General features: G+C 32.5%; 23 protein-coding genes, 1 tRNA gene and 1 pseudogene. 18 read left to right on the top strand and 7 right to left on the bottom strand.

Annotation, left to right across the window (positions count from 1 at the left end):
• Positions 1–290: 290 nt before the first annotated feature.
• Positions 291–1,676 (top strand): dihydrolipoyl dehydrogenase, encoded by a 1,386-nt coding sequence (gene lpdA / locus GOY13_RS02405; protein ID WP_175814226.1) that lies wholly within the window; start codon positions 291–293, stop codon positions 1,674–1,676.
• 359 nt (positions 1,677–2,035) lie between these two features.
• The gene (locus GOY13_RS02400; protein ID WP_175814225.1) at positions 2,036–3,061 is read left to right on the top strand and encodes a UDP-N-acetylglucosamine--N-acetylmuramyl-(pentapeptide) pyrophosphoryl-undecaprenol N-acetylglucosamine transferase; all 1,026 of its coding nucleotides are present in this window, start codon (positions 2,036–2,038) and stop codon (positions 3,059–3,061) included.
• Positions 3,062–3,072: 11 nt separating this feature from the next.
• Here the strand turns inward: GOY13_RS02400 and gshB are convergent, their stop codons facing one another.
• Both gshB and GOY13_RS02390 read right to left on the bottom strand, forming a co-directional pair.
• Positions 3,073–3,996, bottom strand: a complete 924-nt coding sequence (gene gshB / locus GOY13_RS02395; RefSeq protein WP_175814224.1) for a glutathione synthase — start codon at positions 3,994–3,996, stop codon at positions 3,073–3,075.
• 53 nt (positions 3,997–4,049) lie between these two features.
• Positions 4,050–4,643 (bottom strand): BON domain-containing protein, encoded by a 594-nt coding sequence (locus GOY13_RS02390; RefSeq protein ID WP_175814223.1) that lies wholly within the window; start codon positions 4,641–4,643, stop codon positions 4,050–4,052.
• A gap of 247 nt (positions 4,644–4,890) precedes the next feature.
• Here GOY13_RS02390 and GOY13_RS02385 point away from each other — a divergent pair.
• From GOY13_RS02385 to GOY13_RS03495, 12 genes are all read left to right on the top strand, one after another.
• Positions 4,891–4,974 (top strand) — tRNA-Leu (locus GOY13_RS02385).
• A 146-nt stretch (positions 4,975–5,120) separates the two neighbouring features.
• A complete protein-coding gene (tig, locus tag GOY13_RS02380; RefSeq protein ID WP_175814222.1) occupies positions 5,121–6,461 on the top strand; it encodes a trigger factor in 1,341 nt (446 codons plus the stop codon).
• Between the two features lie 9 nt (positions 6,462–6,470).
• On the top strand, positions 6,471–7,070 hold the full coding sequence (gene clpP, locus GOY13_RS02375) for an ATP-dependent Clp endopeptidase proteolytic subunit ClpP (RefSeq protein WP_175814221.1): 600 nt from the start codon (positions 6,471–6,473) through the stop codon (positions 7,068–7,070).
• Between the two features lie 11 nt (positions 7,071–7,081).
• Entirely contained in the window at positions 7,082–8,356 is a 1,275-nt protein-coding gene (gene clpX / locus GOY13_RS02370; RefSeq protein WP_175814220.1) for an ATP-dependent Clp protease ATP-binding subunit ClpX, read from the top strand.
• Between the two features lie 14 nt (positions 8,357–8,370).
• Positions 8,371–10,830 carry an endopeptidase La gene (lon, locus tag GOY13_RS02365; RefSeq protein WP_175814219.1) on the top strand — a complete coding sequence of 820 codons (2,460 nt, stop codon included), beginning with the start codon at positions 8,371–8,373 and terminating at the stop codon, positions 10,828–10,830.
• Between the two features lie 1,178 nt (positions 10,831–12,008).
• Positions 12,009–12,650, top strand: coding sequence for a DnaA ATPase domain-containing protein (locus tag GOY13_RS02360; RefSeq protein WP_175814433.1), 642 nt, complete (start codon positions 12,009–12,011; stop codon positions 12,648–12,650).
• 162 nt (positions 12,651–12,812) lie between these two features.
• Entirely contained in the window at positions 12,813–12,977 is a 165-nt protein-coding gene (locus GOY13_RS02355; RefSeq protein ID WP_175814218.1) for a hypothetical protein, read from the top strand.
• Entirely contained in the window at positions 12,967–13,953 is a 987-nt protein-coding gene (locus GOY13_RS02350; RefSeq protein ID WP_175814217.1) for a tyrosine-type recombinase/integrase, read from the top strand. The genes GOY13_RS02355 and GOY13_RS02350 overlap by 11 nt, the downstream gene beginning before the upstream one ends.
• A gap of 54 nt (positions 13,954–14,007) precedes the next feature.
• Positions 14,008–14,733 carry a lysophospholipid acyltransferase family protein gene (locus GOY13_RS02345; protein ID WP_175814216.1) on the top strand — a complete coding sequence of 242 codons (726 nt, stop codon included), beginning with the start codon at positions 14,008–14,010 and terminating at the stop codon, positions 14,731–14,733.
• Between the two features lie 47 nt (positions 14,734–14,780).
• Positions 14,781–15,050 carry a 30S ribosomal protein S20 gene (gene rpsT / locus GOY13_RS02340; protein ID WP_175814215.1) on the top strand — a complete coding sequence of 90 codons (270 nt, stop codon included), beginning with the start codon at positions 14,781–14,783 and terminating at the stop codon, positions 15,048–15,050.
• A gap of 84 nt (positions 15,051–15,134) precedes the next feature.
• Positions 15,135–15,278 carry a hypothetical protein gene (locus GOY13_RS03500; protein ID WP_246214286.1) on the top strand — a complete coding sequence of 48 codons (144 nt, stop codon included), beginning with the start codon at positions 15,135–15,137 and terminating at the stop codon, positions 15,276–15,278.
• Between the two features lie 33 nt (positions 15,279–15,311).
• Entirely contained in the window at positions 15,312–15,632 is a 321-nt protein-coding gene (locus GOY13_RS03495) for a citrate/2-methylcitrate synthase (protein ID WP_369800355.1), read from the top strand.
• Here GOY13_RS03495 and GOY13_RS02330 read toward each other — a convergent pair.
• The 3 genes from GOY13_RS02330 to GOY13_RS02320 are packed head-to-tail and all read right to left on the bottom strand — an operon-like array spanning position 15,581 to position 17,619.
• Positions 15,581–16,198, bottom strand: coding sequence for an SCO family protein (locus GOY13_RS02330; RefSeq protein ID WP_175814214.1), 618 nt, complete (start codon positions 16,196–16,198; stop codon positions 15,581–15,583). The two genes, GOY13_RS03495 and GOY13_RS02330, sit on opposite strands and share 52 nt — an antisense overlap.
• 35 nt (positions 16,199–16,233) lie before the next feature.
• Complete coding sequence (gene dnaQ / locus GOY13_RS02325; protein ID WP_175814213.1) at positions 16,234–16,941, bottom strand: DNA polymerase III subunit epsilon; 708 nt, start codon at positions 16,939–16,941, stop codon at positions 16,234–16,236.
• Between the two features lie 18 nt (positions 16,942–16,959).
• Positions 16,960–17,619, bottom strand: a complete 660-nt coding sequence (locus GOY13_RS02320) for a Tim44/TimA family putative adaptor protein (protein ID WP_175814212.1) — start codon at positions 17,617–17,619, stop codon at positions 16,960–16,962.
• Between the two features lie 163 nt (positions 17,620–17,782).
• Between GOY13_RS02320 and secB the strand changes: the two genes are divergently transcribed.
• From secB to sucD, 4 genes and pseudogenes are all read left to right on the top strand, one after another.
• Positions 17,783–18,283 carry a protein-export chaperone SecB gene (secB, locus tag GOY13_RS02315; protein ID WP_175814211.1) on the top strand — a complete coding sequence of 167 codons (501 nt, stop codon included), beginning with the start codon at positions 17,783–17,785 and terminating at the stop codon, positions 18,281–18,283.
• A gap of 195 nt (positions 18,284–18,478) precedes the next feature.
• Positions 18,479–18,678, top strand: a pseudogene (locus tag GOY13_RS02310) (30S ribosomal protein S21).
• Between the two features lie 27 nt (positions 18,679–18,705).
• The gene (gene sucC / locus GOY13_RS02305; RefSeq protein WP_175814210.1) at positions 18,706–19,881 is read left to right on the top strand and encodes an ADP-forming succinate--CoA ligase subunit beta; all 1,176 of its coding nucleotides are present in this window, start codon (positions 18,706–18,708) and stop codon (positions 19,879–19,881) included.
• Entirely contained in the window at positions 19,869–20,747 is an 879-nt protein-coding gene (sucD, locus tag GOY13_RS02300) for a succinate--CoA ligase subunit alpha (protein ID WP_175814209.1), read from the top strand. The genes sucC and sucD overlap by 13 nt, the downstream gene beginning before the upstream one ends.
• A gap of 6 nt (positions 20,748–20,753) precedes the next feature.
• On the opposite strand, the gene dapF is transcribed toward sucD, so the two are convergent.
• Complete coding sequence (gene dapF, locus GOY13_RS02295; RefSeq protein ID WP_175814208.1) at positions 20,754–21,551, bottom strand: diaminopimelate epimerase; 798 nt, start codon at positions 21,549–21,551, stop codon at positions 20,754–20,756.
• A gap of 845 nt (positions 21,552–22,396) precedes the next feature.
• A complete protein-coding gene (locus tag GOY13_RS02290; protein ID WP_175814207.1) occupies positions 22,397–22,960 on the bottom strand; it encodes a nitroreductase family protein in 564 nt (187 codons plus the stop codon).
• Between the last annotated feature and the right edge of the window lie 498 nt (positions 22,961–23,458).

The raw sequence follows: 23,458 nt of genomic DNA, 5'->3' as shown, positions 1-23,458 counted from the left end.
TGCTAATACCAATGTCACTGAGCAGCCCGTTCTATCACTTTAGTACCTCTTCTTCCTGCTATTCTAGTGTTAAGGATACAGTCTAACTTTTTAGGATTTTTTTATAATCAAATCAATTTTCTATTGTTGTCCTAATAAAGAAGTTAATAAAACTCATTAAGTGGTTTTTAATCTATATTTTTGTGGCTGAAGAAATCTGAATGCCTATATATCTACTTGTATAGTAAGAATTGATGTCATTGATTACATAAATTCCATCTGTTATATATAATCTTTTAAATATAAAAGTAATGAATGAATATGATATTGCAGTCATAGGTGCTGGACCTGGAGGCTACATAGCAGCAATCAGAGCAGTACAGCTTGGTTTTAAAACTGCAATTGTTGAAAAAGAAAAGAAGTTAGGTGGGATATGCTTAAATTATGGGTGTATACCTACAAAATCTCTACTTAGGGTGTCTGAAGTATATAAACTCATAAAAAGATCGAAAGAGTTTGGCATAAAAGTAGAAGATGTGAGTTTTGACATACAATCAATAGTGAAACATTCAGAAAGTATTGTTGATAAATTGTCAAATAGTGTTGCTTCCTTAATAAGGAAAAAGAATATCAAAGTTTATCGTGGTTTTGGTAAACTTGCAGGTAATCTCACTATAAAAGTTTCTAGTGGAGAGGAAGAGCAAGAAATTTCTTCTAAGCATATTGTCTTAGCAACAGGTGTAAGAGCACGAACTTTGCCTGGAATAGAAATAGATGGGGACTTAATATGGAGTGCACAGCATGCTATATCTCCAGATAAATTACCAGAATCATTATTAATCATAGGATCCGGCGCAATTGGAATAGAATTTGCAAGCTTTTATAATACCTTAGGAGTTAATGTTTCAATTATAGAGATAAGAGACACTATTTTGCCTTTGGAAGATAAGGATATTTCAAGTTTAGCACAAAAAGTATTCATAAGACAGGGGATAAAGATATATACGAATAGTAGTGTAAGGACTATAACTAAGAGTAAAGGCTATGTTAAAGTGCAACTAAGTAGTGGTGAAGATAAAGAATTTGATAGAGTGATTGTTGCAATTGGCATTCAAGCAAATACTAGAAATATAGGTTTGGAAAATACAAAAATTAAATTAAGTTCTTCTGGCTTTATTAAAACAAATGAATGTTATGAAACGTGTGAACCAAATATATATGCAATAGGTGATGTAGCTGGTCCGCCATGTTTAGCACATAAAGCAAGCCATGAAGCTGTGATTTGTATCGAAAAGATTGCTGGTAAAAACGTTCATCTCTTGAAGAGAGAGTGCATACCGAATTGCACTTACTCTCACCCGCAAATAGCTAGTGTTGGTCTGACTGAAGAACAAGCAGTCAAAAATGGATATGATGTGAAAATAGGAAAATTTCATTCCAATTTTAATGGCAAGTCTATTGCTCTTGGTGAGACTGAAGGGTTAGTGAAAACGGTGATAGATAAAAAAACAGGCGAACTTCTTGGTGCTCACCTCTTAGGAGCGGAAGTAACAGAGTTAATTAGCAATTTTGTTCTTGCAAAGCAGATAGAGGCAACGGATATTGATATAAAGTCTACAGTCTTCCCTCACCCAACTATTTCAGAGATGATATATGACTCAGTACTTGCTGCAGATAATGAATCGTTAAATAATTGAGCTAACGTTTCTCATTGTTCCCAGCTAACTTTTGAGTACTAGTGTTGTGCTCTTACCACTTTTCTTCAATTTTCAACTGCTACTTTCAATCAAGCTTTTTTGGATTAAGACTTTTTGAGCTTCCCATTTTATTTCGTTTCTCTTACTCAGATAGATCTGACTAGGATTGAAGATTTCATTAAGTTTTTGATAATTCTGTGGATCTACTTCATCTCATTCATGTTTATCTTAAAGATTATTTTTCTTGTTAAGTTTTTACGTTATTGTAAGATGCTCTTGACTCTAAGCTAGAGGGTTCATAAAATTTTGAATGCAAATTATTAAATAATAATCAACAATCTAGTATCAAGTTATTATACATGACTATTATCTTAGCAACAGGAGGAACAGGTGGGCATATTTTCCCAGCTATAACATTAGCAAAAGCGATAAAATCTAAAGGGTATAGTTGTATACTATTCACTAATGGTGAAGTAAGTAAAAATATTGGTGTAAATAGCTATACTATTCCATTATGTAAACCAAGCAACAATAAGTTTAAATTTTTTCTTTTGTTAATATACAGCTTTATATTAACAACATATCAAATGAAAAAATTGAAGCCAAGGCTAGTTGTTGGTTTTGGTGGTTATGCTTCTTTTCCAACTCTTCTTGCAGCAAGAATTCTTTCTATACCAATAATTTTACATGAACAAAATGCAGTTTTGGGTAGAGCAAATAGATTTTTTCTCAACAGCGCAAAGTTGATTGCAATTAGCTTCCCGGAAACTAAATACGTAGAAAGTGATAAATGTATTTTTGCTGGAAGTTTTATTTATATGAAGGCAAAGAGCTATTCTTGCATTCTCCCTAAAGGGAATTTGAATGTATTGATAATAGCAGCTAGTCAGGGTTCAGGTTTTTTTGATGATGTAGTAAGTGATGTAATCTGTGATCTTCCTATTAAAATAAAAGAAAAGCTTAGAATAACACAGCAATGCAGAAGAAAAAATATCGATAATGTTAGAAATCTGTATAAAAGTGAAAAGTTCAGTAGTGAATTGAGTGAGTTTTTTGATGATATAGAAAGTAGGTTGTCAAATGCTCATTTAGTAATTAGCAGAGCAGGTGCAACCTCAATAGCAGAAATAACTCTTGCTGAGCGTCCTGCCATATATATTCCTTATCCTCACTCAAAAGATGGTCATCAATTTTACAACGCAAAACACATTGAGAGTTTTGGGGCAGCTGTAATAGTTGAGCAAAATAATGAAACGAAAAGAAACCTTAAAAAGTCACTGATTGACTTATTAGAAAATCCCCAAAAATTGGGTGATATGGCTAATAATACTAAAAAAACGATGATAAAAAGTGGAATTGATGAATTTATTAAGATAATAGTCTAAAAGTTTGACCATCAAGTACGACTAGCTACCCTTTCTTCAAAGGTATCCCATAGTTTTTTTTCTAATGATGTATTGTATAGCTTATTAATGTGAGATACACCTGTAGGTGAGGTTGTGTTGATTTCAATGAGAAAATTGTCTATGATATCTATGCCTACAAATATTAGCCCTCTTTTTTTTAGTTCAGGACCAATTTTACTACAAATTTCGTTATCTCTGTTACTCATTTCAATAGGCACAAAACTTGCTCCGAGCCGAAGATTTGTTCTGATTTCTTCACTAACTCTTGGAACTCGTTTCATTGCTCCGACTGGTTGACCATCTAGTAATAATGTCCTTTTGTCTTTATCTATATTTTTGCAAAATGCTTGTGCAACTATAGGACATTCATACTTTGAAATTAATAGTTCTGCTACTACTTGAATGTTGCTTCCATCCCTTACTCTTATTACGTCATTTCCTCCATAGCTATACAATGGCTTCAGGATAATACTTCTATCATGGTCATGATAAAAATCCATAATCATCGATATATTTTCAGTAATTAAAGTAGGTAAAGTTAGCTCTGGAAATAATGAAGTAGCTAATTTTTCAGGACAATTTCTTATCTCTGTTGGATTGTTTATTACTAAGGCACTAGTCTTTTCTAAGATATAGGTAGTTGTAATGTAACGCATATTAAAAGGTGGATCTTGTCTAATAAATATAATTTCTACTTCATTCAAGTTAATTGTTGTATCTATTTTAGAAATAAAGCCATGATCATCAGTGTTAACTTTCTGGGCAAGAGCAATTGGTTGATTTGATTTTAGTGCTAAATTGTTAGGAAAATAGATAAAAATCTCGTGCTTCCTTCTTTGGGCTTCTTTTATTAACACAAATGTAGTATCAGTTTCAAAATTTATGTTTTCATCCATTTGAAAAGCAACTCTCATTTATATTATATCCACATTTAAAACAAAATTACTGTTTTAGAACTAAATTTCTATTATCGTCGTAACTTGCTATGTCTATGACGTACATAACTTACAACTTGCTTTACTCCCTTAACTTTTCTTGCGATTGCTATTACAGCTTTTAGTTCTGCTTTATTTTGAGCTATACCCATCAAATAGACAGCTCCATCAGCTGTATTAATGCTGTAATTAATTGATTTGATATTCCTTTTCCCTAAAAGCCTTGTTCTTATTTCTGCTGTTATCATACTATCTATAATAGAGTCTAGCATGGAAATTGTTTGAATTGGTATTACCCTTATTTCGTTTATTACCTCTTTAACTTCTTTTTCCTGCCAAGCTATTTTTTCTGCTGTGAGTTGTTTTTCTGGTGTGTCAACATTTCCAATGAGTAATACTCTCCCTTCGCTTACTTTGACTTTTATGGATGGGAATAATCCGTGTTTTAAGAGACTTTTATTGATTCTTATTATCATAGTTGTATCGTCAACAATATTCCCCAATGATCTATCTTGCATTGCTACTGCTGTTGCTGTTGTAGCAACTACACCACTTATTATAAGAGTTGTACACCCGCTCTGGGTTATCAAAAAAGCTGCAAGTAAAAAATTTACTATTAGTTTCATTATTGATTTCCAGGGTTTAGGGCTTTCGTTAAAAGATATTAATAAGCTTTTTTGATTGTGTAAATACTGTAAATAGTGCAGCTTTAGGTCTTGAGTATTTCAATGTAATACTTATAATGACAATCTAGGCTTGCTTAAGCAGGTTAATAAGTGTGGTACTAGTGTTAAATTAATTGCTTCACTCTAACTAAGTTGATTTCTATTATTTAAGTAACAGTGGTAGTTCATTTTCTAATCCTAAAAATTTACGGATATGACGGAATTGGTAAACGTGCCAGGTTTAGGTCCTGGTGAGCTCTTGTTCATGGGGGTTCGAGTCCCCCTATCCGTACTAATATAGCTTAAGTTCATAGAAAAATCTTTAGTCACGAATACACTTTGTTTGTTAAAAAACTGTTCTTAATGATTGTATTTAGCTTAAATTCTGGTAAAATAACTTTATTAAGATACGTATTAGAATACTTATAATGAATTATAATGTCTGGTGATATACCTCAAAGCATTGTTAAAATAGGTGGGTCAAGTAGTATATATACATATAAAGAACTTGGTGTGGATAAGCTTGAGCACAGGTATGAAATTTCAGTTAGTAGTGATTATATAAAGCAGAAGATAGGTTCTAGGTTACAAGAAATAGCGAAAAATGCAAAATTGCCTGGATTCCGATCTGGAAAGATGCCATATAGTCTTGTCGTTACGAATTATAAAAGCGAGGCTTTGGAGTATGTAGTAAATAATATGATTGACTATTGCTCTGTCGATTTAATGAAAAAAATTGGGGTTAAATCTCATGTTTGTCCCAAAATCGATATTGTATCATTACCAAATCTGAGTAAAAAGTATGAAGAAGGTAATTTTGTATATAGGCTATCTTTCGAGTTAATGTCAGAAGTCCCAGTAATAGATCTTGGCAAAATAAACTTGAAGAAGATAGAAACAAAAATCGAAGAGGAAGATATAAAAGATTTTATTGAATCTATAAGAATAAAATTTCCTGATTTCATCTCTGTTGATGATGCTTCTTATCAAGCAAAAAGTGGAGATAAACTAACGATTGATTTTAAAGGTCGGATTAGAAATAAGCTTTTTCGAGGTGGAAGTAATAAAAATTTTAAAGTTACTTTAGGCTCTGGGACATTTATTAATGGTTTCGATGATCAATTAATTGGTATGAAAAAAGGAGAGGCAAAGAGCTTTAAGTTGAAATTTCCTGAAGATTACCAAGCAATTTCACTTGCAGGACAGGAAGCTGATTTTTCTGTTCTAGTTAATGATATTCAAGTTGTACAAGGTTTTAGAAGTGATGATGAAATAGCTAAAAAAATGGGATTTGAAGATTATTCATTGCTAAGAAATTATGCTAAAAAAATAGTCGGTGATCAGTGTGAAGAAATGGGAGGTCTATTGATTAAGAAGGAACTGTTTGATTACTTGGATACTAGTTATAATTTTGATTTACCTATGGACATAGTAAAACAGGAACAGCAAAGAGTAGCAATGGAATTAAATTATAAAGGTAACTCTTATAAAGAAGCTGAAAGGCGTGTGAAACTTGCAGTATTATTTATAAAATTTAGTACAGAAAATAAAATATCATTAACTCAAGATGACATTTTAAGTGTTATAAACCAGTATGTCAAAAAAAATATGCCATTTGATAAGGTAGTGAGGTATTTTAAGTCAAGTAAGCAGTTTCAAAAGTTAGTTGAGGGACAAGCTCTTGAGCATAAAGTTACAGATTATATACTAAAGAAAGTTAATAAGAAAGAGCAAATTGTCTCTGTGAAGGAGTTAAAGAAGTTATTTGATGATATTTAGCGAGAAGAGATGACTCTTATACCAATTGTAATTGAGCAAACTAGTCGTGGTGAACGTGCTTATGATATATATTCGAGGTTAGTAAAGGAAAGAATAATTTTCGTGACTGGTCCTATTGAAGATAGCATGGCTAGTGTAGTAGTAGCACAGCTTTTATTTCTTGAATCAGAGAATCCTGATAAGGATATTTATATGTATATAAATTCACCAGGTGGTATTGTAACTGCTGGTCTTTCTATCTATGATACAATGCAATATATAAAGCCAGATGTTTCAACTCTATGTATAGGACAAGCTGCATCCATGGGTTCTTTACTACTTGCAGCTGGAACAAAAGGTAAACGTTATTCTTTACCTCATTCAAGAATCATGATACATCAGCCATCTGGCGGTTATCAAGGTCAGGCAACTGATATAGAGATACATGCTAATGAAATTTTGCGAGTTAAGAAAAAGCTAAATCAGATCTATGAGAAACATACGGGAAATTCACTGAAGAAGATTGAAAAAATGATGGAGAGGGATAAGTTCATGGACTCTGAAGAAGCTAAGAAAATCGGCTTGGTTGATAGAGTAATGGCTGAGCGTGAAGATGTTAAGGTTAAGTAGAAGGTGAATTAATGAATAACAATGATGGACACCGTTGTTCTTTCTGCAATAAAGCCCAAAATGAAGTGGATAAATTAATAACTAATTCTTCAGATGGGTTAAAAGTGTTTATTTGCAATGAATGTATAGAGTTATCCCATAGGGCAATAAATCAAAAGAAAAGTGGACCTTTTAACTCAGATTATATATCAGATGTGAAGTTATTATTAAAAAAGCCTGAAGACATAAAGAATTTTCTCAGCAAACATGTTGTGGGTCAAGAACATGCGCAACATGTTTTATCTGTGGCTATGTATAACCATTGTCAATCTATGGCGCAGATTCACTCTATAAGTGAAGTTGAGATTGAAAAGTCTAATGTAATGCTTATTGGTCCTACTGGTTCTGGTAAAACCTTGCTAGCTAAAACACTTGCTAAAGTTTCAGATGTGCCATTTGCTATGGCTGATGCGACAACTTTAACAGAAGCAGGTTATGTAGGTGATGATGTGGAAAGCGTGTTGTCACGTTTATTGCAAGCTGCAAATTATGATGTTGCAAAAGCACAGCGTGGTATAGTGTTTATAGATGAAATAGATAAGATCACTAGAAAGTCTGAGAGCACTTCAATAACGCGAGATGTTTCTGGTGAAGGGGTGCAGCAGGCACTTCTTAAAATTATGGAGGGCACGGTTGCTTATGTGCCACCGCATGGTGGACGTAAACATCCACAACAAGAACTTATACAAGTAGATACTAATAATATATTATTTATCTGCGGGGGAGCTTTTGAGGGTCTAGATAAGATCATTGAAGCAAGAAAAAGAGGAACATCAGTTGGCTTTGGAGCTGACATAAGTCAGTCTAGAGAGCAAAGAAAAAAGAATGTTTTACATGATGTTCAGCCCGAAGATTTAATCAAATTTGGTTTAATACCAGAGTTTGTAGGTCGAGTTCAGGTAACTGCTGTTTTAGATGAGTTAGATCATGAGGATCTAGTGCATGTATTAATAGAGCCAAGAAACGCACTAATAAAACAATATAAGGCATTGCTTGCGTTCAGCAAGGTGAACCTTGAGTTTACAGATGAAGCGATATCAGCTATTGCTGAAAAAGCTATGAGTTATAAAACAGGTGCAAGAATGTTACGTGCTATTTTAGAGTCACTTTTGCTAGATGTTATGTATACAGCTGGAAATGGAGGTCTTGAAGGTAGTACAATAGTTGTCACTAAGGAAATGGTAGAACTGGGAAAAGTAGTGATTAATCGCAGTGAGAAAGGTACTGTTATAACAGTTAATGATTAATTTGGAGCATATGTATGAGCGTTGAGTGTGCTATGGATTCTAGTTTTGTTACGTTACCAGTGTTACCTTTAAGGGATGTAGTAATTTTTCCAAGCATGGTTGTTCCTTTATTTATAGGTAGGGAAAAATCTATCAATGCATTAGAGTGTGCAATTGATAATAGTAATCGTCAAAATGAGATTTTTCTTGTAACACAACGAGATGGTTCTATTGACAACCCCGAACCACAAGACCTTTATGAGGTAGGTGTACTAGCAAATATTGTACAATCGTTAATAAAACTACCCGATAATGCAGTAAAGGTTGTAGTTCAAGGAGTAAACAGAGGGAGAGTTTTAGAGTATATTAGCTCCCATACTTTATTACAGGCTAAGGTAGAGTTAGGTAGTTATTATGAGTGTGAGGAAGGTGAGGATAATGTTGATCTAGAGGCTTTAAGGCGATCTGTTATAAGCGCATTTGATAGTTGGTGTAAGCTAAATAAGAAAAACCACCCTGAAGTTGTTGTTAACCCTATTGAACAAATCAAAAAGCTTGATCAGCTTGTAGATACAATAGTTTCGTGTTTGAGTGTAAAAGCATCCGATAAGCAAAGCATACTTGAAACTTACGGTCCAATAGAGCGTTTAAGAAAAACTTTCACTTTTATTGAAAGAGAAATAAGCATCCTGGATGCGCAAAACCGTTTGTGTAAAACGATCAAGTCTCAAGTTGAGAGCACTCAGAAAGCCTACTATCTTAATGAACAATTGAAGGCGATTCAAAAAGAATTGGGTGAATTTGAGAATGGAGAAGAAGGAAATTCAGTAAATGAATTTGAGAAAAAGATAGATGAAACAAAGCTTTCTCAGGAGGCAAAGGAGAAAGCTCTAGCTGAATTAAAAAGATATAGGAAAATGAATCCAGTCTCTCCTGAAGCTACAGTTATATCGAATTATCTATATTGGTTACTTGATCTACCGTGGGGGAAATATAGGGATGCAAAAATTAACTTAAATATAGCTAAGAAGATATTAGATGAAAATCATTATGGCATAGAGAAGGTAAAAGACAGGATAGTAGAATTTTTAGCGGTATTAAAGAGAGTAAGAGAGATAAAAGGTCCTGTACTTTGCTTAGTTGGTCCCCCTGGTGTTGGAAAAACTTCTTTAGCAAAATCTATAGCAAGAGCAGTGGGGAGGAATTTCGTCCGTATTGCTCTTGGGGGTGTACGTGATGAATCTGAAATACGTGGCCATAGAAAAACTTATATTGGGTCAATGCCTGGTAAAATCATTCAACACATGAAAAAAGCTAATTCGTGCAATCCTCTTTTTTTACTTGATGAGATAGATAAGATGGGTTCTGATTCGCGTGATGATCCTGCGTCTGCATTGCTTGAGGTTCTAGATACAGAACACAATAAGCACTTTATGGACCATTATCTAGAAGTTGAGTTTGATCTTTCAAGTGTAATGTTTGTAGCTACGGCAAATAGCTTAAGCTTGCCATATCCTTTACGTGATAGGATGGAAATTATACAATTGTCTGGTTATACTGAAGATGAAAAGGTTAATATCGCTAGGTATTATCTGATTCCTAAATTAAGGAAAGAGCATGGTTTGCGTCAAAAGGAGTGGTGTATAACTGATGAAGCACTGTATGGGTTAATACGCTTATATACACGTGAGAGTGGTGTTCGTAGTATGGAAAGAGAGCTTGCAAAGCTTATGAGAAAAGCAGTCAAAAAAATATTAACTGATAAAAGTGAGAAAATATCTATAGGAGTTGATAACCTACAAGATTATTTGGGGGTGCGTAAATATACTTTTGGTATTGCAGAAAATAAGAATCTAGTAGGAGTAGTAACTGGTCTTGCTTACACTGAAACAGGTGGTGATATTTTAATGATAGAGTCAGTTATGATTCCTGGTAAAGGTGAAATAAAATATACAGGAAAGCTTGGGGAGGTAATGCAAGAATCTATAAAGGCTGCGTATAGTTATATTAGATCAAGTTGTTTATCTTTTGGAATAGAACCTGAAAAATTTCAAAGTAATGATATACATTTGCATATACCTGAAGGTGCTGTACCAAAGGATGGACCTTCTGCTGGTAGTGCGGTATGTACGTCTATTGTTTCTCTTATGACAGGTATACCAGTTGATAAGGGTGTTGCTATGACCGGTGAGGTAACATTACGTGGTAGAGTTTTAGCTATTGGTGGCTTGAGAGAAAAGTTACTTGCAGCCCTTAGGGGAGCAATCAAGACTGTGGTTATACCTAGCGAGAACGAAAAGGATATACAGGAAATTCCATCAAATATTAAGGAAAAGGTTAATATAGTTCTTGTTAAGAATATTGATGAGGTGATAAAGGCTGCTTTGACAAGATCTACTATCCCAATAGGAGACGATACTGACAACAGTGCATCATTCTCTTCTATAAAAAATAGAGACGATAGCTTTTCTGAGTTAGAAACACTGAAGCATTAGACCTATTATGCAACTTTAATAGTACGATGATAAGTTTAAAGTAGTTATAAAATAGAAGTAAGAACTATTTAATAAGTTGATTGATCTTTCTTACCATAAAAAGAAAATCATTTGATTATCTTTAGTCTTGACGATAAAATAATAAAAATTATGTCTAATTAGTATCGTATATTCAATTTTTATACTACATGTACATTTATGGGTTACAGCATTTCTAAGCTTTTTCTGTATAAATTTGGAACTTGATTAGAAAGCACTTAAAATAGCAAAAAATGCTAGTTCCAGAATAGGAGGATGAACTAGACTATCTGCTACTTTCTTGCTGTGTAGCAAAATCAGCAAGAATATAATTAAAGTGTGTAGGTTATATTATATGAGAAGAAAGTGAAATGATATGATAGTTATGTTATTCTATCTGTTAGGGACTTTCTGGAGTAGTTCTATAAAACCCTTTTAAGGTGAGTAAAACAGACTATATATTTAAATTTACTGCTAAAAGCAGTAATTAAGCAATTATTTGTCTTGTCATCTTATAATTTGCATGTTACTCCTAGTATACCTAGGTTTTCTTAGTTTTATATCTTTCACTATTATATGTTCATTTAATCCACTAGTAGTGGAACTTAAAAAGTACAAAATATGCACTATATTCTATAATTTTTATAATACTTACCACTACTTCCCTATATTAGTTATTACATTCGTTTTATCTATTATAATGTTCAAATTACTATGTATTAAATTCTTTACTCCCCCTCTTGATGTGAAGTAATAAATGATTTATTTTACTTACCCAGAAATCTAGGAAGATTAGTGTGGTTATTGGTCATTTTTTATAAATACCTTGTGTTTCAGTAGTCTTGTTGTCAGATATTGAACTCAAGCTTTAGATTAGTTCATCGGATATAATTACTCGAGAGAGTAGGTGATATGGAAAATTGGAGAATGTATATGCTTAAACTATCAGTATCCTTGAATGAATATATGTACATATTTTGGGTTGAGAGGTACATTTTTACCCAGTAATGGTGATTCTTGATGTATCAATGAGATACATTCTATGTATGTCTTCAAAGTAATTTGATTGTATCTAATAGATTTTTTGTATAATAAGTTTCTTATAATGGAAGATGGCTAAAAAATACTATGATGTATATAAGAGGAATAAGATGTTCAATATGCAACTAAATCTATTTAGTAACAATCAAACTGATTATAGTCAGCAAAATTTTATCATTTTATGTGAAAATAAGCATGTATACAATTTAGTAATTGATGACATATCTTGGAAGTGTCTGATTCTCTTTGGACCTAGAGGTTCTGGCAAGACTCATCTTGCTCATATTTGGCAATCGGTAAATAATGCGGTCTTTGTTAGTGAGAATAATTTTCTGAGTGAGATGAGATATAGTAATGCTTTTATTTTGGAAGATATACAAAATATTCAAGATCAAGTAATGATGTTACATTGCTTTAATTACATGAAAGAGAACAACAAAAGGTTGCTTATTACTTCTTCAGCTTCACCAAAAGGGCTTAACTTAAAGTTAAAAGATTTGAGTTCCCGTATGTTATCAACTATCAGTGTGAAAATCCCACCTGCAAGTTGGGAGTTATTGAGAATTATGTTGATAAAAAGATTTTCAGATAAACAGCTAAGAGTTGATTTGAAAGTAATCGACTATATTCTAGCAAGAGTAGAGCGTTCTTTTCATAGTGTTAACAAGATTATGGAAAAAATAGATGAATCTATGGGATCAAATATTACTATCCCATTTATTAATGCTTTGCTAAAGAATAATGATTGTTATATAAATTAAAATTTATTATTGATGTTTATAACACTATATACTACCATTTTATTACGCTAGTGCTATAAAACTAATCTATTATTATAGATACAATGAAGAAAAGAGATAGCATATTAGTAGTTTGTAAGATAATTTCTGTAAATTTGATGCTATAACTTAGGTATGGTAAGAATGAGATCAAATTTAAAGAAAAAATTAAGACGAAAGTTTTTTTTACTTATTATAATATTAGTTAACGCTTCATTTCTCTTATTTCTTTTTATAAGAGGTGCAAGTGATATTTCAGGTCAAGCTGTAGTCAAGGAAATAAATATAAGAACTAGTGATGCAAAGTAGGAAGTTACAGAATAAAAAAGAAAATCTTTATATAACATACTACATAGATGCTCTTGTGTCAGAGAGGTTTATTACGCAAAACACTTTAGAAAGTTATCGTTCAGATTTATTGCAGCTTGAAGATTTTTTATTAAAAAGTGGTATTACTTTGGTTAGTGCAAGCAAAACCAACATTAAAGATTATGTAAGTTTTTTAAACACGCAAAAGAAATATAAAAGTAGCTCTATATCAAGGAAAATATCTACTGTGAAAAATTTCTATAAGTGCCTATTTAATGATGGGATAGTAGTTTTTAATCCTGCTCCTGCTAGTGATGATGAGTTAAAAAGTCCAAAAGTTCCACGTCCTTTGCCAAAGCATTTAAGTGTTAGGAAAATGTTTTTATTAATGGATTCAGTTAGAAAATCAGTGATAGGATCAAACAAAGAGATAAGTAACAAAAGGCTGTGTGCTATTTTAGACATTCTTTATTCTTCTGGTATGCGTATCACTGAGCTGATTAATATAAAATTATGTGAGGTGTTACATTTGATAAGTAGTAATCATAAAGAATGTTTTATAATTATAAAGGGGAAAGGTGGTAAAGAAAGGCAAATCATTTTTAATGAGCAGGCACTAAAAAGCCTTAAAAATTATTTGTTAGTTCGTCATAATCTGACACCAAGAGGTAAAGAGTCTGATTGGTTGTTTCCAGGTAATAGACCCAATAAGCCGATTACAAGGCAAAGAATTGGTCAATTGATTAAGGAATTAGCGAGAAAATGCAATATTGATGAAAGCAAAATCTCCCCACATGTAGTTAGACATTCTTTTGCTACTCACTTACTAGATAGTGGAGCAGATATTGTGCTAATACAGAAAATTCTTGGTCATACTAATCTTTCTACAACACAAATATATACTCACGTTACTGATAAAAAACTGAAAGCTAAATTAGCCGATTCACACCCTATTACTAAGGTGATCAATAGTTAAATTTGTTGTTTTAAGCTTGTAGTAAGATAAACTTAAATAAATTTGTTTTAACTTATGATCTCAAGTCTTTTATTTAGTTTTTTTCTTATATTGTGGGAAGTAATTTATACTTTAGCTACCATTCCTATACTCCTTTTCCCTACACATATAGTAGCTATTTCCCTTGCTTTTTCAATAAAAGTTATATTATACATGCTTCGCTTATTATGTGGTATTAAGTATGAAATTAGAGGGATGGAAAATATTCCAAAGCAGCCTTTTATAGTAGCTTCTAAGCATCAGTCTCCGTTCGAGACATTTATTTTTATGCTCTTATTTAAGAATGCAGTTTTTATTTTAAAACGTGAACTAAGATGGATCCCATTTGTTGGTTTGTATCTCATGGCACTTGATATGATTTTTATCAACCGCTTGGATAGTATCGGTTCCATACAGAATATTATTAAGTTAGCTAGGATACGTATAAAAGAAAATAGGAGCATAATCATATTTCCTGAAGGTACAAGAACTATTGTAGGGCAAAAGGTGAAATATCGTTCAGGTGTAGCTGCTTTATATAGTATATTATCTATTCCTGTATTGCCAGTTGCTTTAAATACTGGTTTTTTTTGGCCAAAAAGCATCTTCTCCATAAGGAAGAATCCTGGGAAGGCGATAATAAAAATATTATCTCCAATATATCCTGGATTAAGCAAAGGAAAATTTTTAAAAAATTTACAAAAAACTATTGAAGGAGAAAGTAGCAAATTAATCGCAAAAAAAACTTGTATTGTAAACTAGTGGAAAATCCCATAATATAAAGGAAATACATTGTTTTATGTATATATATGGTAAATCATAAGAGCGCTAAAAAAATGATAAAAGTAGTAGCAAAACGTACTTTAATAAATAAAATGCGCAAAAATAAAACTCGCACTGCTATTAGAAAGTTGGTTGACATAATCAAATCTGGTGATAAAGAAAATATCATTTTAGCATTTCGAAATGCTGAATCTCATTTGCATAAGTGTGTAAATAAAGGCCTTCTTCATAAGAATACTGCTGCACGTAAAATAAGTCGCTTGAATGCAAAAGTAAAGGCATTGATGACTGTTTAAGCATGATTAATTTATAGTTAACTAGGTTATGTATACTTTATTAGTATATCTCTACTTGTATAAAACTTTAGTAGTGGTGAGGTCATGAGCAAAAAAGCTTTATTAGAATTAGAAAATGGACTGAAGGTTGAATTACCAATATTGAGTGCAACAATGGGACCTCTTGACAAAGACAAGAGCACTCTTTTTATAAAAGCTTTAGATAAGAATATTTACTCTTCACGCTGACCATGAGCAAAGTGCTTCTACAACAGCTGTAAGATTAGTGGATCTACCCTGTGGTCCCTCAATTTATTAGCTAGTCTATCTGCAGGGAGTTGCTACCTTATGGGGACAGCTCATGGTGAAGCAGCTAATAGAGCAGCTACAAGTATGTTAGAGGAGATAAGGCAAAGTGGTGATGTAGATAAATTTATTAAAAAAGTAAGGGACAATAAAGAAAAGTTTAGATTGGTAGGATTTGGGTATCGTATTTATAAAAATTATAATCCACGTGCACGTATTAATGTGCTGCTTCTAAGCAAGAAGGCCTACAGTTCATCTATGTACTTTCTTATCTTAGTTGCAATCTTATCAGATTGACTTTCATTTGAGTTTAAATCAGCTACAAAGTGTGCAATATATTTCCCCCCAGGACCAATAAGGTATATTACCGAAGAATGGTTAATTTCCCCTTCTCCCACACCTTTGCTGGTATATACTTTATAGCCTGCAATTACTTCATCTATTTTTTCTCTTTCACCAGTTAACATTTGTATTCTATGATCAAATTGTTGATGAAATTCTTTAAGTTTTTCTATGTTATCACGCTCAGGGTCAATTGTTATGAAAAATGTTTGTAGCTTCTCATTAGTTTTCTCATCTAGCTTTGCAAGTATTTCTGAAATTATTCCAAGATTCATAGGACAAACCTTTTTACATGAGGAAAATCCAAAGAAGATCATCATGTACTTATCCTTAAAATCTTTACTACGTATGATTTGATTATCTTGGTTAATCAGAGCGAACTCACTTCCTATTTTAACTTCTGCATTGTTAATCCCTCCTGTTAAGGAGAATATACCTTTTTTAGTAAAAAAACAATAACTGAGGAAAGTAGCTGCTAATACTATTAGTATGATAGATAATAATCTTATAAATCCTATCATTAAAATATCTTTTGATAAAATAAAATTATATCTTATTAATTAATTTGTTCAATATATTCCTTCCAAAGTGGATTGTTGATTTTATCTAACAATTTTTTATGTTCATTAACTTCTTCATCGCTTGGTGAATGTTCCCTGCAAGCTAGGTTACCTACTTTATGGTAAGTCACTATTTGATTGTTATCTTGTCTGTATTTGATATCATCAAACAAGAAAGTTTGTAATCCTCCTGTAAGCTCAACGTAGACTTTTGCAAGTAACTGAGCGTCAATTAGTGCTCCGTGTAATTCTCTTTCATCTAGCGAGATATTAAAACGCTTACATAATGCGCTTAAGGATGCTGGTGACCCTGCAAACTTTTTCCTTGCAAGTAGCAATGTATCTAATACTCTCTCCGAAGAGATTAACTCGTTATTCAATTTACTAAGCTCCATGTTAAGAAATTTTATATCAAACTCAGCATTATGAATTACTAAAATATCGCTAGATATGAAGTCGAGAAATTCAAACGCGACATCTGAAAATAATGGTTTATTCTCCAGAAATTTTTCACTAATGCCATGAATCTTAAATGAGTGGTAAGGTATATCTCTTTCTGGATTAAGATAATGATGGAATACTTTACCTGTTGGGATGCGATTGATCAATTCTATACATCCTATTTCAATGATCCTATGACCAAATTCGATGTCAAGACCAGTAGTTTCAGTATCAAGTACTATTTCTCGTAATTTACTTTCCATAATCAATTTCAAATAATGCTAGTCTTCCTTATCATTTATTATTTGACACTTATCATTATTATAGTTAATAGAAATAAGCAGCCAGCTTGGATCTGATGAATTAATATTTTTTTTGAATTCCCACATATCTTCAACTCTATTAATTGTAGATGTGCTACCTGATATGATATTTCCATTGTTGTCTTTAACAAAATTAATTTGCTCTGAGAGGAAATATACTGCAATAAACACCACATTTTTTATTAGCTTTATTTCTAAAATCTTTTGTGAAGTGATAGAAACAATTATTGATTCGTATGTTTCCTTGCGTTGTTTGATTTTTTCTGTAAAGTCACTATATAAGCCTTTATCTAAAAGAGGTTTTAATTTAGACAGATTTCCCTGATTAAAATACTTTATTATTAATTCAAAAGCCATGCTTGCACCCTCCATAAAATGTGAGATAGAGAAATTCTTGTCTTTTTGTAATATTTGTTCGTAGGCAGCTTTTATTAAATTTTTGTTGTTGCTACTAATGTAGTCTTCAATGTTTTCTGGTGATACATCTTCGTTACTTTGGCTGATATCTAGCACACTAGTCAATTTCCTTAAGTTTGGGTTTGTTAACTTTCCTAAAGAACTGTATAATCTTGAAAAAATGAATGCAGCTAATAAAGCATATATTACAAGCTCTACCATAGCAACCCAACTCCTTAGTATATAAAGTACTTAAATATTATTAATTATTAAGAACGTGTTTATTTCACGTCAATCTGAGATTTAAATTTGCTATTCATTTCAGATGAATATATTGTAGAAGAAAATGTTAAATACTTCAACTTAAATTATGGAGATGTAAGAAATGTTGCAACGCGAAATGAAAATTCATGGCCAATATATTAAAGATCTATCGTTCGAGAATCCAAATTCACCATTCCTTTTTTCAAAGGAAGCTCCAAGTATTAACGTGATGGTTAATGTTAATTCAGTGAAATTGGAAAGAGCTGAATGTGAAAGAAGAAACGATAGAGAAAAGTCTTTCCATGAAGTTACCTTACATATAGAAGCAAAAGCTATGGTAGAAGGTGAAAACGTAAAGGATGGTATTGCTTTTATTTGTGAAACAAAATATTGTGGTGTTTTTTCAATAGGAAACTCTGCAAAGCTGAGTGCAGAAGGGGTAAGGCAAGCATTGTTTATTGGTGGATCTACTTTTCTTTTTCCTTTTGCGAGGGAAATAATTGCAAGGGTTACGAGCAGTGCTGGATTTCCTTCTCTTATATTAGATCCCATAGATTTTGAATCTATGTATGAGCAGAGTCAACGGCAAAGGAGTAACCTGAGTAGTGAGAACTTTAACTAATATGGCTTATCTTTACTTACCTATGTGAAATAGTCTTATATATTGCAAATTAGAGTACTTTAGTATCTTAGTAAGAAGAGTTTTGCGTTTCAGTTATATTGCAACTTAATGCTTAGTTTATAAAATAATTGACAACGTTAATTTTCTAATTTATAAGTAGGTTTTTGAGATAGTTATAGAAGTGGGGGTAGAAGTTTGATTGAAGTATCAGTTCATTATGGTGATGTAAATAGAGCTTTCCCAATATTGAAAAAAACAATTCAAAAAGAAGGAAGAGGAGTAAAAATAAAGAAGCAGTATCATGAAAAGAAATCAGAAATAAGAGCTAAAAAGAAAGCTGAAGTTAAAAAAAAAGGCGTCAGCAAGAGAGTAGAAGACAACGTTATAGTTGGTAATTTATAATAATTTATATTGGTTCTTTTATGAATATTCATGAATATCAAGCAAAAAAGGTTTTACGTAAGTTCAATGTTCCAGTATTGAGGGGTTTTGTCACTACATCTGCAGAAGAAGTAGAGACTCGAATGAGTCATCTAAAGTCTAACGTGTTTGTGGTTAAGGCTCAGATTCATGCGGGTGGAAGGGGTAAAGCTGGTGGTATAAAGCTAGCAAAGTCAGCTGAGGAAGCTCAACAGCTTGTAAAGGATATGCTTGGCAAGACCTTGGTAACTTATCAAACAGGCTCAGATGGCCAGAAAGTAAAAAAAGTGTACATTGAAGAAAGTTTAAGTATTAAGAAAGAGTATTATTTAAGTTTAGCAATTGATCTGAAATTAAGTAAGCCAGTGTTTATATTTTCTTCAGAAGGTGGTATTGACATTGAAAAAGTTGCAAAAAAATTCCCTACAAAAATTGTAAAGCTTAATATTGATCCTGCTTCTGGTTTTGCAAGTTTTGACAGTAGAAAATTAAACAGTGCTTTTAACTTTAATCAAAAGCAAATAGAAAAAATAACAAACATCGCAAAGAGCATATATAATGCATTTATTGCGACTGATGCAAGCCAAATAGAGATTAATCCATTAGCTGAAACAGATTCAGGGAATTTTGTTGCTCTTGATGCAAAAATTAATTTTGATGACAATGCTCTATACCGCCATCCAGAAATTATGGAGCTCCGCGATTATGATGAAGAAGTAAAGGAAGAGATAGAAGCTGCAAAGCATGGTTTTAGTTATATAAAAATGGGTGGTAATATTGGTTGCATGGTGAATGGTGCAGGTCTTGCTATGGCAACAATGGATATAATAAAATACTACGGAGGAGAACCTGCAAATTTTTTGGATATTGGAGGTGGAGCAAGTGAGGAAACTGTCACTAGAGCATTTAGGATTATCTTATCTGATAGAAATGTAAAAGGAATTTTAGTTAATATATTTGGTGGGATAATGCGTTGTGATGTTGTTGCAAGTGGAATTGTTGAAGCTGCAAAAGGAATGAGTATCAGAGTTCCTCTGGTGGTTAGATTATCAGGTACTAATTTTGAAGATGGTAGAAAAATCTTAGAGAATTCAGAGTTGAGTGTTATTGCTACAGATGAACTAGATGAAGCTGCACAGGGAATAGTGAAAGAGGTAAATAAAGCATGTCTATTTTAGTAAATAAAGATACAAGATTAATATGCCAGGGTTTTACTGGTGTACAGGGTACATTCCACTCAGTACAAGCGATTAGTTATGGAACGAAGGTAGTTGGTGGGGTGACCCCTGGTAAGGGTGGAAATACTCATCTTGACTTGCCAGTCTTTAATACTGTGATAGAAGCTAAAGAAAAAACTGGTGCAAATGCTACAGTAATATATGTACCTGCTAAGTTTGCTGCTGATGCAATACTTGAGGCAATAGATGCAGAGATAGAGCTAATAATTTGTATTACAGAAGGTATCCCAATACTTGATATGGTGAAAGTCAAATGTACCCTTGTAGGTTCAAAAAGTAGGTTAATTGGCCCAAATTGTCCAGGAATTATTACTCCCGAAGAATGTAAAATAGGAATTATGCCTGGTTATATTCACAAGCGTGGGCATATAGGGATTATGTCTCGTTCTGGAACTTTAACCTATGAAGCGGTAGCGCAGACAACTGCTGTTGGTCTTGGTCAGTCAACATGTGTCGGGATTGGAGGTGATCCTATTCACGGAATGACGTTTGTCGATTGTATGGAACTATTCTTAAAAGACGATAGTACTCACGGTATTGTAATTATTGGTGAGATAGGTGGGAGTGAAGAAGAGGATGTGTCAAACTTTGTAGAGGCAGAGAAAACTAAAAAGCCAGTTATTGGATTTGTAGCTGGTCAGACAGCACCTCCAGGAAGGCGTATGGGGCACGCTGGAGCTATTATCTCCTCTAGTAGTGGAAGTGCTGCTGCAAAGTTAGAGGTTATGAGAAGTGTTGGAATTGCGATTGCAGATACTCCAGCAGCAATTGGTAGAAAAGTTTTAGAAGTGATGTATCAGGTTTAAGATTTGTTATAAAAACCCTATGTTACCAGTTACAAATACATCATTTGCCCATTCAACTAGTAATTTCCCTCCTGGTGAGTTTACTGAGGTTTGCCTGGTGACTAGGTACCTACGAAGTACAGCTGCAATAAATGCTGCACAAGCTGCGCTACTACATGAAGCGGTGATACCTGTACCTCTTTCCCATACTCTTAAAGCTATTTCTCCAGATTTTTCAATCTGAACAATGCTAACATTGGTTTTCTTTGGGAAGAGAATATGATTTTCTAATTTTGGTCCCAAGCTTAGCAATGGTATTTTGTCTATATTATCAACAAAAAAGACCATATGTGGGTTGCCAATGTTTACTGCGGCTGGTTCTTTAAGCATCTCAAGTTTTATAGGCAAGTGAAGAGTGTCACACTCGATGGATAGAGGAATTTCATGCCACCTAAGAAAAGGTTTGCCCATATTTACCTTTATAAATTTGTTTCCAATCTTAAAGCACTCTAAGATACGCTTATTCACTAGCTCAATGGTAGCGTACTCAGTACTTTTTTCCGACATTATTAAGTACCCAACACAATGGGCTGCATTCCCACATGTCTCAACTTTGCTTCCGTCAGCATTATAAATATGCATGAAGCAATCAGCTATACTGGAGTTAGTTATAACTATTATTTGATCACAGCTGTTCTGATTGGCGATTTCTCTGTATCTCCATTCTAAACTATCTGTTAACCGTGAGTCTATGATAATAAAGTTATTGCCAGTACCATGCATCTTTATTACATAGGGAATTTTGCTTATTATACTACTTTTCATTATAGTAATAGTAAGGCTACATATATAAAATAGAGTTTTCTTTTCTAATTACTATGATACATTTTTATATCATAGGTATTAAGTTAATATTATGCAATAATAAGGTTTTCTTTTAACTAACTTGAGTAGAATAAGGGAGAACTTCTAGTAAGAGATTATCAATGGTCTAATTAAAATAATAAAATGTATATGCTTTGTTCATCTCCCTCTCAATAAGTTTAAAAATTATATAATATAGCCATAGCAGCATTTAAGGAATACCAGTAGCACCTGTAATACTCATTTAGTCAGGTTTATGTAATAAAGAAAAATAATAATGATAAAGATGATTTATTATACATGATTGAGATCTTTGAAAGTAGGGCTAAATTTTAGCAAAGTATTAAAACTTAAAAATCATCTATTACTGTTAGGTAGTGTACCTTAAGTAAATTATATCTAAAAACGTTTTATACTTACTTTAGTATTTATTGAGTGTATACAAGATGAAGTCCAGAATCTTCTGTTCTCTTTTTATAGAAGCATTTATAGAATTGACTAAGGTGTATCTCTGATTTTGATTGGAAGTTATGCTAATACCGGTGCTTTTAGTAAGCTAAAAGCAATTGATGTCTAATATGTTATTTATTCTATGCAAAACACTTCTGTTTATGCTAATTTAAAATTAGCCATGGGGGATGATTGGTATATTCAGTCTTTTTATTATGGCTTTCATGAAGATTTGTGATAATGATATAGGTTATTAAGTTTTAAAAGTTTTTTGAAAAATTAATAAAAATTTAAGAAAGAGTAAACGAAAAACTATTTTTCAAGCAACCTGTTTTATGATATTAAGAAAGGAATATTCAAATTAGCTCACTTGGCCACTCATCGTAAAAGAATATTTCTTCTACTGGTCTTCTTTTCTTTTCATTAACTTTAGTGCCTTCTTCTTCATAGCCAACAGCTATCACTGATGTTATATTAAAATCACTAGGTATATTGAATTTTTTTGCTATCTTGTTTCCATCAAAACCACCCACTTGATGTCCCATTAAGTTTGCAGATGCTGCCTGTAGAATAAGTGCATAATTTGCTGCACCAGTATCATGCTTAGCCCAAAAGTTTTTCCCCTTATCTAGCTTGCGAAAATTTTTAGCACTTAATGATATAATTAATACTTGTGCATTTTTCGCCCATTTCTGGTTCGACTCATCAAGGCAATTTAGTAATTTTACCCATGAATTTTGATTGCTTTGCTTATTACATATTATATACCTCCAAGGTTCATCACCAAAACATGAAGGAGAGAGACGAGCTGCCTCTATCAGCAAATTGATCTTTTCCTGATTCACTACTTTGTTTGGATCATATAAACACCCGCTGTGTCTTATTCTCATCAATGCCAATAGATCTTGTGTGTTTATCATTTTTATTTAGGTGTATAAATTAATTTATTATAACGAAATATAAGTAAAGTTTAAGTTTCAGGGTTTCATAAATACAATTAATAAATATACTTCACTTTAAAATGCATATTTCAACATAATCAAACAGCAAATCAACATCAGTTGAAATTTTTTCTTAAGACATGTCCCATTTTCATTGGACGTATACCTCTTCAGCCTTGTAACTGACTAAAATTTATAGTAGTACTTGCTAGTCTTAAATTTATCAGCAAAACAGCATTCTATTCTATGCTCTTGAACATAATTACTTAGTTGTAGTATAATCCAAAATTTTTGTGAATTCTGGCATTAGTTCCACTTCTTCTTTTGAACCACCAGTGAATATTCTGAATACTTGAATTAAAATATCTGATCATTTTGATGATATTTTAATAAAAGTCGAAATTAACCTAAAAAGGTCAATATATCATACAAGGTAAAGTTTTAAAGAAAAGAATCGACCTAGATTGTAAGTAAAGG

This window comes from Wolbachia endosymbiont of Cruorifilaria tuberocauda, assembly GCF_013365475.1.
Classification (GTDB): domain Bacteria; phylum Pseudomonadota; class Alphaproteobacteria; order Rickettsiales; family Anaplasmataceae; genus Wolbachia.
Note: the sequence above shows the minus strand (reverse complement) of the source record. Positions and strands in the feature narration are given on the sequence as shown.